The 13248-nt window shown below is 71.8% G+C and carries 10 protein-coding genes; 5 read left to right on the forward strand and 5 right to left on the reverse strand.

Annotated elements, in window-relative coordinates:
- The first annotated feature begins 285 nt into the window (after positions 1–285).
- Entirely contained in the window at positions 286–3117 is a 2832-nt protein-coding gene (locus ACZ6CV_RS31910; protein ID WP_469254649.1) for a penicillin acylase family protein, read from the forward strand.
- 25 nt (positions 3118–3142) lie between these two features.
- Here ACZ6CV_RS31910 and ACZ6CV_RS31915 read toward each other — a convergent pair whose 3' ends face one another.
- On the reverse strand, positions 3143–4408 hold the full coding sequence (locus tag ACZ6CV_RS31915; RefSeq protein WP_469254651.1) for a serine-threonine protein kinase: 1266 nt from the start codon (positions 4406–4408) through the stop codon (positions 3143–3145).
- 271 nt (positions 4409–4679) lie between these two features.
- Here ACZ6CV_RS31915 and ACZ6CV_RS31920 point away from each other — a divergent pair, with 271 nt between their 5' ends.
- Positions 4680–5699: a LysR family transcriptional regulator gene (locus tag ACZ6CV_RS31920; protein WP_469254774.1), complete on the forward strand. Its 1020-nt coding sequence runs from the start codon at positions 4680–4682 to the stop codon at positions 5697–5699.
- Between the two features lie 43 nt (positions 5700–5742).
- On the opposite strand, the gene ACZ6CV_RS31925 is transcribed toward ACZ6CV_RS31920, so the two are convergent.
- Positions 5743–7062, reverse strand: a complete 1320-nt coding sequence (locus tag ACZ6CV_RS31925) for an MFS transporter (RefSeq protein ID WP_469254653.1) — start codon at positions 7060–7062, stop codon at positions 5743–5745.
- Positions 7063–7248: 186 nt separating this feature from the next.
- Between ACZ6CV_RS31925 and ACZ6CV_RS31930 the strand changes: the two genes are divergently transcribed.
- The 3 genes from ACZ6CV_RS31930 to ACZ6CV_RS31940 are packed head-to-tail and all read left to right on the forward strand — an operon-like array spanning position 7249 to position 10313.
- Positions 7249–8016 (forward strand): SDR family oxidoreductase, encoded by a 768-nt coding sequence (locus ACZ6CV_RS31930; protein WP_469254776.1) that lies wholly within the window; start codon positions 7249–7251, stop codon positions 8014–8016.
- Positions 8013–9695, forward strand: coding sequence for a class I adenylate-forming enzyme family protein (locus ACZ6CV_RS31935; RefSeq protein ID WP_469254654.1), 1683 nt, complete (start codon positions 8013–8015; stop codon positions 9693–9695). Before ACZ6CV_RS31930 ends, ACZ6CV_RS31935 begins: the two co-directional genes overlap by 4 nt.
- Positions 9696–9716: 21 nt before the next feature.
- Complete coding sequence (locus ACZ6CV_RS31940) at positions 9717–10313, forward strand: TetR/AcrR family transcriptional regulator (RefSeq protein ID WP_355810144.1); 597 nt, start codon at positions 9717–9719, stop codon at positions 10311–10313.
- 89 nt (positions 10314–10402) lie between these two features.
- Here ACZ6CV_RS31940 and ACZ6CV_RS31945 read toward each other — a convergent pair whose 3' ends face one another.
- The 3 genes from ACZ6CV_RS31945 to ACZ6CV_RS31955 form a co-directional block, all read right to left on the reverse strand.
- Positions 10403–11635 (reverse strand): acyl-CoA dehydrogenase family protein, encoded by a 1233-nt coding sequence (locus ACZ6CV_RS31945; RefSeq protein ID WP_469254656.1) that lies wholly within the window; start codon positions 11633–11635, stop codon positions 10403–10405.
- A gap of 9 nt (positions 11636–11644) precedes the next feature.
- Positions 11645–12691: a phosphotransferase family protein gene (locus tag ACZ6CV_RS31950; RefSeq protein WP_469254658.1), complete on the reverse strand. Its 1047-nt coding sequence runs from the start codon at positions 12689–12691 to the stop codon at positions 11645–11647.
- A gap of 184 nt (positions 12692–12875) precedes the next feature.
- Positions 12876–13172 (reverse strand): hypothetical protein, encoded by a 297-nt coding sequence (locus tag ACZ6CV_RS31955; protein WP_362371111.1) that lies wholly within the window; start codon positions 13170–13172, stop codon positions 12876–12878.
- Positions 13173–13248: the final 76 nt, after the last annotated feature.

A 13248-nucleotide genomic window follows, 5' to 3' on the forward strand; every position in this document is an offset into this window, starting at 1 on the left:
ACCTCCGTCACACGTACTTCCGTACTGGTACCCGTGTTCCGCATTCGCCGGCGTCGATGTCGACCGATTCGAAACGACGTCGCCGAGTAGACGTATCGACACGCGATTCGGCTCCCTCATCGCGCGACTCTTTTTCGCCTGCCCTGGTGAGCTGGTGTGATGCCCACACAACGGGGGCGCGTTGTGGTGATTCGGAAAAGGCGACGTATGTTCATCTTTCCGCGCCGCCAACTCGCCAGTAGCCTCCGCCGCATCGGTCTTCCGCTGGATCCGTCAGGAGCACCCATGCGACGAGGCAACGTCAGGCTCAGAACTCTCACGGCGGGGGCGGTGCTCGCGCTCGGCGCCGCGCTCCTCGCGCCGCTGCCGGGGGCCGCCGCGGCACCGCGGGACCCGGCCCCGCGGGAGGAGGTCACCGACTACTGCGGGGGCCGGTGCGCGGACATCCTGCCGCCCGGCGCCAACGGCAACGCGACGCTCGCCGAGATCCTCGCCCACCGGCTCCTCGGCACCCAACCCGCGCACGCCGACGACCAGTTGGGCCCCTACGACGCGCTGTCCTCCGGCTATCCGTCGCTCAGCGACGACAAGCTGAGCGACTTCTTCGACGACGCGTCCTTCGGGGTCGGCGAGGGTCAGGCCGCCTCCGTGACCAGGCCGCGCGACGACGTGACGATCACCCGGGACAAGCAGCACGGCATCCCCCACATCAAGGGCACCACGCGCTACGGCACCGAGTTCGGCGCGGGCTTCGCCGCGGGCCAGGACCGGCTCTGGCTCATCGACCTGTTCCGGCACATCGGCCGCGGTCAGCTGACCTCGTTCGCGGGCGGCGCCCTCGCCAACCAGGGCCTGGAGCAGCAGTTCTGGCCGCAGGCCCCGTACACCGAGGAGGACCTGGAGAAGCAGGTCGAGTACATCAGGACGACCCAGGGCGAGCGCGGCAAGCAGGCCATGGAGGACGCGCAGGCCTACATCGACGGGCTCAACGCCTACCGGGTGAAGTCCAAGAACGGCCGCTACTTCCCCGGCGAGTACGTCCTCACCGGCAAGATCGACGCCATCACCAACGCCGGCGAGATCGAGCCCTTCAAGATCACCGACATGATCGCGCTGGCCTCCGTGGTCGGCGGGCTCTTCGGCAACGGCGGCGGCGGAGAGGTAGAGTCCGCGCTCTCCCTGCTGAAGTCCCAGCAGAAGTACGGCGTCGAGCAGGGCACGAAGGTCTGGGAGTCCTTCCGCGCCCGCAACGACCCCGAGGCCGTCCAGACCATCCACGACGGCACGAGCTTCCCGTACGCGGGCAAGCCCGAGAAGGCGCGCGGCACCGCCCTGCCCGACCCGGGCTCGGTCGAGCGCGAGCAGCTCGTGTACGACCGTACGGGCGGCGCGAAGAGCGGCGCCAAGGACCCGGTCACCGCCCCGAAGAAGCTGAAGCCGCTGCAGGGCATGTACGACAAGGGCGTCCTGCCGCCCGATCTCTTCCGGGCCGACGGCCACAAGAAGGGCATGTCGAACGCCCTGCTGGTCTCCGGCAAGCACACGGCAAGCGGCAACCCCGTCGCCGTCTTCGGGCCGCAGACCGGCTACTTCGCGCCGCAGCTCCTGATGCAGCAGGAGCTCCAGGGCCCCGGCATCAGCGCGCGCGGCGTCTCCTTCGCGGGCGTCGGCATGTACGTCCAGCTGGGCCGCGGCCAGGACTACGCCTGGTCGGCCACCTCCGCGGGCCAGGACATCACCGACACCTACGCCGTCGAACTGTGCGAGCCCGGCGGGGGCACCCCCACCAAGCAGTCGGCCGGCTACCTCTACCGGGGCACCTGCACCCCCATGGAGAAGATGGAGCGCAAGAACGCCTGGAAGCCGACGCTCGCCGACTCCACTGCCGCCGGCTCCTACCGCATGCAGGTCTTCCGCACGAAGTACGGCGTCGTCACGCACCGCGCGCACGTCGACGGCAAGCCCGTCGCCTACGTCTCGCTGCGCTCCACCTACCGCCACGAGGCCGACTCGATCATCGGCTTCCAGATGCTGAACGACCCGACGTACGTCAAGGACGCCGACACGTTCATGAAGGCGGCCCAGCACATCAGCTACGCGTTCAACTGGTTCTACGCCGACTCGCGCGACATCGCGTACTACAACAGCGGCGCCAACCCGCAGCGCGCGGACGGCATCGACCCAGCCCTGCCGGTCAGGGCCGGGCAGGAGTACGAGTGGCGTGACTTCGACCCGAAGGACAACACCTCGGCGCAGACCCCGCCCGCCGAACACCCGCACTCCGTCGACCAGGACTACTACATCTCCTGGAACAACAAGCAGGCCAAGGACTTCAGCACCGCGGGCTTCGGGGTGAGCGCCGTGCACCGCGGCGACCTGCTCGACGGCCGGGTCAAGAAGCTCACCGAGAAGGGCGGCGTCACCCGCGCCTCCCTCACCCGGGCCATGTCGGAGGCGGCCGTCACCGACCTGCGCGGCGAGCAGGTGCTGCCCGAACTCCTGCAGGTGCTCCGCAGCAAACCGGTGACCGACCCGCAACTGTCCCAGGCCATCGAGCAGTTGGACGCCTGGCGGAAGGCGGGTGCCCAGCGCAACCAGACCGCGGCGGGCTCGAAGGTCTACGCCCACCCCGACGCCGTACGGATCATGGATGCGTGGTGGCCCCGGCTCGTCGAGGCCGAGTTCAAGCCGGGCCTCGGCACGGAGCTCTACGAGGCGCTCACGTCCCAGCTGGCCACCGACGAGGCGCCGTCCGCGGGCCACGGCCCGACCGGGGCGCACGCCGGATCGGCCTTCCAGTATGGCTGGTGGGGGTACGCGGACAAGGATCTGCGCACGGTCCTCGGACAGCCGGTGAAGGGGCCGCTGGCCGAGACGTACTGCGGTGGCGGCAAGCTCGACGCCTGCCGCGACAGCCTGCTCGCCACCCTGGGAGAGGCCGTCGCGAAGCCCGCCACCGAGGTCTATCCCGGCGACGACGCCTGCAAGGCGGGCGACCAGTGGTGCGCGGACTCGGTCATCCACCGGGCGCTGGGCGGCATCACGCACAAGCCGATCCAGTGGCAGAACCGGCCCACGTACCAGCAGGTCGTCGAATTCCCCCGGCACCGCCCGTAGTTAGGGACAGTGCGAACCGGAGGTGTCAGGCGAGGGCGATCCGTCCCGCGGCGAACACGACACGCGCCAGCTCCTCGTGGCAGATGTCGCTGTGCGCGCCGGCGGGCGGGCCGCCCCGCCGCACCACCGAGGCCACGTCGATGCTCACGCACCCCTTGGCGGGCACCTGTTGGCCGAGCTCGATGCGCCGGGTGCCCGGCACGGCCCGGACGCCGTTGTAGCCGATGGCGCCCCAGCGCTCCCACAGGTTCAAGAAGCTCGTGGAGTCGCCGGCCAGCTTCGACGCCAGCGGATACAGCCGCCCCAGCGCGTCGTCGAAGTGCGAGTGACAGGCGACCAGCGGGCCGTCGACGCGGTGCTGCATGCCGTGCAGGGCGCCGCCGCGGAACTTGTCGTGCGGCAGCCGCTCGGCGAACGTGTAGTGCGAGAAAGCGCCTTGGAGCAGCGTCACCGACTTCACCGCACGCACGTCCGCCGGCATGCCGCGCAGCGCGTACGCGACGAGACGGGCGCCGAAGCTGTGCCCGATGAGGTGCACGCGGATGCCCGGCACATCCGCGGCGAGCAGCCCGATGGCCGGTCCGAGCCCCAACTGGCCCACCGCGCCCGCCCGTCGCTTCATCGCGTAGTACGTGCCCTGCCGCAGCAGTTCGTGGGCGCCGTCCCACAGCCGCTCCCGCAGCTCACCGAGGAGCGCGGGCTCCCCGGTGTCCAGGCGTGCGGCGGCGAACACCTCGCAGACCTGCACCGCGTCGTCGGTGAGCATGGCGGGCTCGCCCGCGCCGGTGTCCTGGCCGAAGTGCCGGGCCGGGTGCGTCTCGCGCAGGGACACCAGCTCGCGCACCCGCCGCCCGAACTCGTAGACGCGGGACGGCACCCGGGAGCGCTCGGCGAGCAGCTCGGCGATCCGGTCCAGCGTCGCGCCGTGGTCGGGGAAGGCGCGGTCGAGCGCCCGCCGGGTCGCCGGATCGAGGACCGGCTCGCCCGGCGGGGTGGCGGCGGCCGGGGCGGCCGACGGGTCGAAGTCGGGGATCGGTTCGTCGGGGAAGCGGATGGCCGGCCACAGCACCCCGACGTACCCGAGGCGCACCCCGGGCCCGCACAGGTCGTGGCAGGGTGACAGGAAGCGCCGGTACAGCCCCCGCGCGTCCTCCTGCTGGTTGTTCCAGCCGTGCGCGAAGACCAGCAGATCGGTGACGTGTTCACGTTCCGCGCCGGACAGCAGCCGCGCGCGCTGCTCGGTGTCGGCGTCGCCGTCGGCGTCGAAGGTCAATTCCCAGTAGGGCTCCACGCCCGGAGTGTCCTGCGCCCCGGGCCACCTGGCCAGATGCCGTGCACGACCTGCTGCCGGGGCCGGTTCCCACCCCCGCGGGAAACCGGCCCCGGCGCGGGCCGGGCACGAGTGGGAGTGGACCCGACCATTCCATGGGTACCGACAACACATCCAGTATTTTCCGGAAGAAATCCGTGGATAATCTGTGCTGAACTCCGGATCAGTTTCCCCCTGTGGTTATGCTGCATGGCCGCGCATGCGGAGGGATGCGGAGAGCGAGAGCGCGCACATGGAGTTATCAGGTCCGCTGCGATACCCCACGGATCTCCTCGACACCACGATGGACCAGCTGCGCACGCTGCTCGCGGTGCACGAGAGCGGCACGGCGCTCGCCGCGGCCCGGCTGCTCGGCCGCGAGCAGTCGAGCGTGCAGAAGCAACTGGACACGCTGAACCGCACGTTCGGGGCGCTGTGCGGCGAGGCGCTGGTCCTCAAGCGCGGCCGGGGCAAGGACGTCCTGTTCACGGCCACCGGCCAGGCCCTGGTCGACCTCGCGCGGCGCACCCTCGACCAGTGGACGGAGGGCATCCACGACGCGGGCCGCCGGCTCGGCAGGACCCTCTCGGTCGGCTCGACCCGCTACACGCTGGGCTTCCTCCTCGACGCCGTGGAGCGCGTCGGCGAGGCGTACGAACGGCGGGGCGTGGACCTGAAGGTGACCCATGTCCGCACCGGCGACCTCTTCGCCAAGCTGCAGGCCAAGGAGTTGGACCTGGTCTGCGGCAGCATCGTGGTCACCGAGGGCCAGGAGGCGGAGCTCGATCCGTACGAGATCATCGAGTGGCGCCGCAGCGGTCTCGCGCTGCTCACCAATCTGCCCGAGGACCGGCTGCCGGGCCCGTCCGTCACCGCGGGCCGGCTCCCCGGCCTGCCCCTGGTGATCTCCACGGGCGGCCTCATCGGCCGCTGCCTCACCGCCTGGTACGGCGCCGACTACCGTCAACAGCTGTCCGTGGCCGCCGAGATAGAGGCCGCGCACTACGGCTTCGAGCTGCTGCGCTCCGGGGTGGTCAGCGGGGCGATGCTGGTCACCCGGGGCATCGGGGACGCCGCGGAGAACGGCGGGCTTCCCGAGGCGGCCGGGCTGCGCCGCCTCGACGTCATCGGCGACGTCGGGCCGCGGACCGACGTGCTGGTGGGTGTCTTCGTCCGGCGCGGCGACCGGGCCGCGTACGGGCCGGGACATCCCCTGAATCTCCTGTGGGACGCCTTGTCCGGCGAGAATCAACGCTGGTGGCTCAACCGCTGAATTCCCCCACCGGAAATGCGGCGGGGGAATTCGGGGATGCCGCTCAGGCCAGTTCCCGGTCCCGGGTCTCGGGCAGCGCGAGGACGCAGAGGAGCGACACGACCGCCATCGCGCTGACGTACCAGCCCACCGACGAGGAGCCGAACGCCGACTGCAGCCGCGTCGCCACCAGCGGCGAGACCGCGCCGCCGAGGACCCCGCCCAGGTTGTAGGAGAGCGAGGCACCGGAGTAGCGCACGTTCGTGGCGAACAGCTCGGGCAGATAGGCGCCCATCGGGCCGTAGATCACCCCCATGCAGAACAGCGCCCCGCCGATCCCGAGGGCGATGAGCACGGGCTGCTCGGTGTCGAGGAGCGGGAAGAGCACGAGCCCCCACACCGCCGCGAGCCCCGTACCCGCGAGGACGAGGCGGCGCCGCCCCGCCCCGTCGGAGCGGGTGGCGGCGAGCCAGGTGCCGGCGGCGAGGAAGAGGCAGGCCACCAGGGAGAGGCCCAGCATGGTGTTGCGGGAGATGTGCAGGGTGCCGGTGGCGTAGGAGAGGCAGTAGGTCGTGGCGGTGTAGAAGAGGCCGTACGCGACGATCATCGCGCCCGCGCCGAGCAGGAGTTCGCGCGGATGGCGGCGGAGCACGTCGAGCGCGGGCGCCTTGCTCGCCTCGTGCGCCGCCATGGCCTTGGCGAAGACCGGCGTCTCGCTGATCCGCAGCCGTACGAACAGGCCGACGCCGACCAGCAGGAAGGAGAGCAGGAACGGCACCCGCCAGCCCCACGAGCGGAACGCCTCGTCGGAGAGGGCCGCCGAGAGCAGCCAGAAGACGCCGGTGGCCGCGAAGAACCCGACGGACGGGCCGAGTTGGGGGAAGGCCGCGTACAGCCCGCGTTTCTTGCGGGGCGCGTGTTCCACCGCGAGCAGCGCCGCGCCGCCCCACTCGCCGCCGAGCCCGATGCCCTGGAGGAACCGGAGCAGGATCAGCAGCAGCGGGGCCCAGATGCCCCACGTGCCGTAGCCCGGCAGCAGGCCGACCAGCGCGGTGGAGAGCCCCATCAGGAGCAGCGAGGCGACCAGGACGGACTTGCGGCCCACCCGGTCGCCGAAGTGCCCGAAGATCACCGAGCCGACGGGCCGCGCCGCGAACGCCACCGCGTACGTGGAGAACGACGCGAGCGTGGCGTTGACCGGGTCGAGGGTCGGGAAGAACGCCTCGTTCAGGACGAGGGCGGCCGCGGTGCCGTAGATGTAGAAGTCGTAGAACTCGATGGCCGTCCCGATGAAGGAGGCCACGGCCACCCGGCGCAGCCGCTCGGGACTCGCCTCCGCGCCCTGGACCTGGGGGTTCTCTGTTGCTGTCGCTTCGCTGTGCACGAGCGGCACTCTCTTGGTGGATGCAGGGGGCAGTCAATACCTGGGACGCAGTGTCTCGGAGCGTGAGACCGGGCGTGCGGGAGCGGTGTGCGCCCGCCGGATTCCGGTACCCCCCGACCCCCTTTCGCCTCGACATACCGACTGGTTAGTCTGCCGGGGAGGCCGAGCCGCTGGCGAAGGAGAACCATCGTGGAGACCCTGCAGGACAAGGGAGTCGTCGTCACCGGCGGCGGAGGCGGCATCGGTGCCGCGCTGGCCCGCCGGTTCGCCGCCGCGGGAGCGCGCGTCGCCGTCAACGACCTGGACGGCGCCAAGGCGAAATCCGTCGCCGACGAGGTGGGCGGCGTCGCCGTGCCGGGCGACGCGTCCACGATCGTGGAGCAGGCCCGCGAGGCGCTCGGCGGCACGATCGACGTGTACTGCGCCAACGCCGGGCTCGGCTCCGGCGGCAGCGAGGCCGCGCCCGAGGAGGTGTGGGCCGCGGCCTGGGACGTCAACGTGATGGCGCACGTACGGGCCGCGAACGCGCTGCTGCCCGCGTGGCTGGAGCGCGGCGAGGGCCGGTTCGTCTCGACGGTCTCCGCGGCCGGCCTGCTCACCATGATCGGCGCAGCCCCGTACAGCGTCACCAAGCACGGGGCGTACGCCTTCGCCGAGTGGCTCTCGCTCACCTACCGCCACCGCGGCGTCAAGGTCCACGCGATCTGCCCGCAGGGCGTGCGCACCGACATGCTCGCCGCCACCGGCACCGCGGGCGAGCTCGTGCTCACCCCCACCGCCATCGAGCCCGCCGACGTCGCCGACGCGCTCTTCGCGGGCATGGCCGACGACCGCTTCCTGATCCTGCCGCACCCCGAGGTCGACGCGTACTACCGGGCGCGCGCCGCCACCCCCGACACCTGGCTGACCGGCATGAACCACCTGCAGCAGAAGTGGGAGGCGACCCAGCGGTGAACGACGTCGCCCCCACCGGGTCCCCGTACGCGGCCAAGCCCTGGCTGGCCCGGCTCAACGACGCCCAGCGCGGCCCCGTGCACCCCCCCGCCTCCGTGCCCCACGCCTTCCGGGCGGCCGTCGCGCGGGCCCCCGAGCACACCGCGCTCGCCTACTTCGACGGCAGGCTCAGCTACCGCGAGACGGACGCGCTCTCGGACTCCGTCGCCGGACACCTGGCCGCGCGCGGCATCGCCCGCGGCGACCGCGTCGCGATCCTCCTGCAGAACACCCCGCACTTCGTCCTCGCGCTGCTCGGCGCCTGGAAGGCGGGCGCGACCGTCGTCCCCGTCAACCCCATGTACAAGACCGCGGAGGTCGGGCACGTCCTCGCGGACGCCGGGGTGAGCGCGCTGATCTGCGCCGACCGCGCCTGGGAGACGTATCTGCGCGACACGGCCGCAGGCTCCGCGGTGCGCGTCGTCCTGACCGCCTGCCAGCTCGACCTGCAGAGCCGCAACGACACCCGCGTCCTCGACCTCGAACGGCTGCCCGTCCCCGGCGACGCCGACGACCTCGTCGCCGTCGCCCGGCAGGGGCTCCCCGCCCCCGGCGACCGCGAGCTGGGCCCCGCGGACGTGGCGCTGATCAGCTACACCTCGGGCACCAGCGGCACCCCCAAGGGCGCCATGAACACCCACGGCAACATCACCTACAACGCCGAGCGCCAGCGCGTCGGCGCCGGGATCCCGGAGGGCGCCTGCTACTTCGCGATGGCGCCGCTCTTCCACATCACCGGCATGGTCGCCCAGGTCGCCGCGTGCATCGCCAACGCCGGCACCCTCGCGCTCGCCTACCGCTTCGAGGCCGGCGTGGTCCTCGACGCCTTCGCCGAGCACCGCCCCGCCTACACGGTCGGGCCCTCCACCGCGTTCATGGCGCTGGCCGCCCACCCGGCGGCGACCCGCGCGCACTTCGACTCGTTCGCGATGATCTCCTCGGGCGGCGCGCCGCTGCCGCCCGCCCTGGTGGAGAAGTTCCGCGCCGACTTCGGCCCCTACCTGCACAACGGGTACGGCCTCACCGAGTGCACCGCGCCCTGCGCCTCCGTGCCGCCGGGACAGGAGGCGCCGGTCGACCCGGTCTCCGGCACCCTCGCGGTCGGCGTCCCGGGTCCCGAGACGGTCGTACGCATCCTGGACGACGCCGGCCAGGAGGTGCCGTACGGGGAGCACGGCGAGATCGTCGTGCGCGGACCCCAGGTGGTGCCGGGCTACTGGCGGCGCGCCGAGGCCACCGCCGAGGCCTTCCCCGACGGCGAACTGCACACCGGCGACATCGGGTTCATGGACCCGGCCGGCTGGCTCTACGTCGTCGACCGGAAGAAGGACATGATCAACGCGTCCGGCTTCAAGGTCTGGCCGCGCGAGGTCGAGGACGTCCTCTACGGCCACCCCGCCGTGCGTGAGGCGGCCGTCGTCGGGATACCCGACAGCTACCGGGGCGAGAGCGTCAAGGCGTACGTCAGCCTGCGTCCGGGCACCGGCACGGGCCCCGAGGAGCTCACCGCGTACTGCAAGGAGCGGCTCGCCGCGTACAAATACCCGCGCGACGTGGAGATCCTGCCGGAGCTGCCGAAGACGACAAGTGGGAAGATCCTCCGGCGGGAACTGCGTTCCCGCGCATCGAACGACACGTGACGCGAAAGGCAGGTGGCGGCAGTGGCCAGAACGACGGACGGTGACGGCACGCCCGTCCCGCAGCGCCTGCTGGCCGCCGCCACCAGGCTCTTCGCCGACCGCGGCTACGACCGCACGTCGGTGCAGGAGATCGTGGAGGCCGCCGGCGTCACCAAGGGCGCGCTCTACCACTACTTCGGCTCCAAGGACGACCTCCTGCACGAGGTCTACGCCCGCATGCTCCGCGTCCAGCAGGAGCGGCTCGACGCCATCGCCGACGCGGACGCCCCCGTGGAGCGGCGGGTGCGCGACGCCGCCGCGGACGTCGTGGTCACCACCATCGACAACCTCGACGACGCGTCGATCTTCTTCCGCTCCATGCACCACCTCAGCCCGGAGAAGAACAAGCAGGTCCGCGCGGAGCGGCGGCGGTACCACGAGCGTTTCCGCGCCCTGATCGAGGAGGGCCAGGAGGCCGGGGTCTTCTCCACCGCGACCCCCGCGGACCTGGTGGTGGACTACCACTTCGGCTCCGTCCACCACCTGTCCACGTGGTACCGCCCGGAGGGCCCGCTCACCCCGCAACAGGTCGCGGACCACCTGGCGGACCTCCTCCTGAGGGCCCTGCGGGCGCCCTAAGGGGCGCGGGGAGCTGCGCGAGCGGCCCTCGACGAGCCGCACGCGCCGTGGAACCTGCCGCGGCAGACGCGACCGCGCCCCTTGAGGCCCTACACGTACCGCTTCAACTCGCGCCGTGCGAGGGAGCGTTGGTGCACCTCGTCCGGCCCGTCGGCGAGCCGCAGCGTCCGCGCCGCCGCCCACAGCTCGGCCAGCGGGAAGTCCTGGCTGACGCCGCCCGCGCCGTGCAGTTGCACCGCGCGGTCGAGGATGTCGACCACCGCGCGCGGCGTCGCGATCTTGATGGACTGGATCTCCGTGTGCGCACCCTTGTTGCCGACGGTGTCCATCAGCCAGGCCGTCTTGAGGACGAGCAGCCGCAGCTGCTCCACGGCGACCCGCGCGTCCGCGATCCACTCCTGCACGACGCCCTGCCGGGCCAGCGGCTTGCCGAACGCGGTACGGGCCACCGCCCGCTCGCACATCAGCTGGATGGCCCGCTCCGCCATGCCGATCAGCCGCATGCAGTGGTGGATGCGGCCGGGACCGAGCCGCGCCTGCGCGATGGCGAAGCCGCCGCCCTCCTCGCCGATGAGGTGCGACACCGGCACCCGGACCCGGTCGAAGACGACCTCCGCGTGACCGCCGTGGTAGTGGTCCTCGTACCCGTACACCCGCATGGCGCGGCGCACTTCGAGGCCCGGGGTGTCGCGCGGGACCAGGACCATGGACTGCTGGCGGCGGATGTCGGCGCCGTCCGGGTCGGTCTTGCCCATCACGATGAAGATCTCGCAGGCCGGGTTCATCGCCCCGGAGATGTACCACTTGCGGCCCGTGATGACGTAGTCGTCGCCGTCCCGCTCGATGCGGGTGGTGATGTTGGTGGCGTCGGACGAGGCCACCTCGGGCTCGGTCATCGCGAACGCCGAGCGGATCTCACCGGCGAGCAGCGGCTCCAGCCAGCGCTTTTGCTGTTCCGCGGAGCCGAACTGCGCGAGCACCTCCATGTTGCCGGTGTCGGGCGCCGCGCAGTTCAGCGCGGTGGGCGCCAATTGCGGGGAGCGGCCGGTGATCTCGGCGAGCGGCGCGTACTGCAGGTTGGTCAGACCGGCGCCGTGCCCCGCGTCGGGCAGGCTGTGCTCATCCACGAAGAACAGGTTCCACAGGCCCTGCCTGCGGGCCTCGGCCTTCAACTCCTCGACCACGGCCGGGGTGTCCCACGGCGAGGTCAGCTCGGCGCGCTGCGCGTCGGCGACGGCCTCGGCCGGGTACACGTGCTCGTCCATGAAGGCGAGCAGCTTGGCGCGCAGCTCTTCGGTGCGGGCGTCGAATGCGAAGTCCATGGCGCTGTCTCAGCCTTCCTGTCGTGCCTGGGGGGTCTGGCCCCGGAGCGTGGCGCGGCCGTGCTCGATGAACACCGGCACCAGCTCGCCGATCCGGTCGAATCCCGCGCCGACCGTCTGGCCGAGCGTGTAGCGGTAGTGGATGCCCTCCAGGATCACGGCGAGCTTGAACCACGCGAACGCCGTGTACCAGGAGACGGCCGACACGTCGCGCCCCGAGCGCGCGGCGTACCGCTCGATCAGCTCGGCCGGGTCGGGGTGCCCTGGCGCGCCCGCCGTGGTGCTGACGGGGGAGTCCGGCACCTCCAGCTTCGCGCTGTACATCACCAGCAGCCCCAGGTCGGTGAGCGGATCGCCGAGCGTGGACATCTCCCAGTCGAGGATGGCCTTGATCCGGTCGTCGTCGCCGATCAGGACGTTGTCCAGGCGGTAGTCGCCGTGCACGACCGTCGGCGCGGGGGAGGCGGGCAGGGCGCGGCCGAGGGCGGCGTGCAGCTCGTCGATGCCGGCGAGCTCGCGGTTGCGGGAGGCGTCCAGCTGCTTGCCCCAGCGGCGCAGCTGCCGGTCGAGGAAGCCTTCGGGGCGCCCGAAGTCGCCGAGCCCGACCGCCGCCGGGTCCACGGCGTGCAGGTCGACCAGGGTGTCGACGAGACCGAGCACCGCGTCCCGGGTGCGCTCGGGGCCGAGCGGCGCGAGCTCGTCGGCGGTGCGGTACGGGGTGCCGTCGACGAACTCCATCACGTAGAACGGCGATCCGATGACGGACTCGTCCTCGCAGAGCAGCACCGGCGCGGGCACCGGCACGTCCGTCGGGTGCAGCGCCTCGATCACCCGGTGCTCGCGCCTCATGTCGTGCGCGGTGGCCAGCACATGGCCCAGCGGGGGCCGCCGCACCACCCAGCGCGAGGCGCCGTCCGTCACCGCGTACGTGAGGTTCGACCGGCCGCCCTCGATCAGCCGGGCGGTGAGCGGCCCGCCGACCAGGCCGGGCCGCTCGCGGTCGAGGTGGCCGCGCACCTGGTCGAGGTCGAGGCCCGGCGGGTGGTCTGCGCTCATCGTCTGCTCCTGATCGGACGGGAGGTGGCGGTGTTCCCCCTCGTGGTCCCCTCATGATGCCGACCAGTCGGTATGTCGTCCAGAGGCTGCCGGGCGCGAAGCCCCCGGAAACGCGTGATCCCCCGCACCAGCCTGCCATCCGGCGCCGGTACGGGGGAACCACGGGACACGTGCGGGGGAGGGGTCAGTGGTCGTCCCAGTGTCCGTCGTGCGCCGCGTGCCGGTGCCCGTCGTGGAGGTAGTCGACGTGGTCCCCGTGCGTCACGGCGTCGTGGCCGCAGCCGTCCCCGTGCTGGTGGTCGTGGCTCTGGTGGGCGGTGTGACCGGTCGGCTCGCACTCGTCGTAGTGGTCGGAGTGCAGCCGGTGCAGGTGACCGTCGTGCGCGTAGTCGACGTGGTCGCCGTGCGGCACCTCGGGGTGGCCGCAGGCCGGGCCGTGGATGTGGTCGTGCACCGGGTGTTCGTGGTGGAGCGTGGTCATGACGCGCACCTTCTGTGACTGCCGGGGAGGGGTTGACCCTCTCAGGCTAGCCCTTGATGCCCCATTAATTCCGTTA

The sequence above is a fragment of the Streptomyces sp. NPDC041713 genome (assembly GCF_055591085.1).